The sequence below is a fragment of the Vibrio sp. D173a genome (genome assembly GCF_030248475.1).
Window position 1 is genome coordinate 1 of the sequence record NZ_JAHGAH010001185.1, and the last position, 658, is coordinate 658.

General features: G+C 48.0%; 2 protein-coding genes. Both read right to left on the bottom strand.

The features are described 5' to 3' along the window. The coding region (ruvX, locus tag KIV40_RS32195; protein ID WP_285353409.1) for a Holliday junction resolvase RuvX at window positions 1–197 on the bottom strand (197 nt) is incomplete at its 3' end. A 28-nt stretch (window positions 198–225) separates the two neighbouring features. After that, the coding region (locus KIV40_RS32200) for a YqgE/AlgH family protein (protein WP_285353411.1) at window positions 226–658 on the bottom strand (433 nt) is incomplete at its 5' end.

Sequence of the window (658 nt, forward strand, 5' to 3'; positions counted from 1 at the left end):
TGAAGGTAGGTTGGGTAGCCCTCAACGATAAGGTTGGGTTGCCACTCTTTGATTTGCTTTTCAGTATCGTCCCAGTTTGGGATGCCATCTTTTGCTTTGAATGCTTTCAGTGGGCTTGCTGTACCGGTAATTTCTTGACCGATCGCACTACCGATACTCTTAGTACCGTAGTCAAATGCCATAATCGTGCGTGACATAATTTTTCCAAATTTATGGGGATAGGGGTTATGCGTGACCAGACTCTGCTGAGAGGTGCGCCGCGTTGATACCTAGCATCTGAACAGCGACCTTCCAACGCTCGCCAATAGGAGTGTCAAAAATCACCTTAGGATCCGCTTCAACGGTAAGCCAAGAGTTTTCGGTTAACTCTGTCTCAAGTTGTCCCGGCTCCCAACCGGCATAGCCTAGAGCGACAAGGTAGTGCTGTGGTTCGTCTTCAGTGCCTAGGACGGTCAGAATATCACGAGATGTCGTGACCGAGAGTTGGTCTGTCATGCTAATGCTAGATTGGTAGCTACCATTGGGTTTATGCAGAATAAACCCACGGTCTTCGGCAACTGGGCCGCCACTTAAGACTGGTTTATCAAGGCTTGCTTGATTGAGTTTTGGCTGAGTTGCATCAATCTCGACTTGTTTGAGCATATTACCTACGGTGACA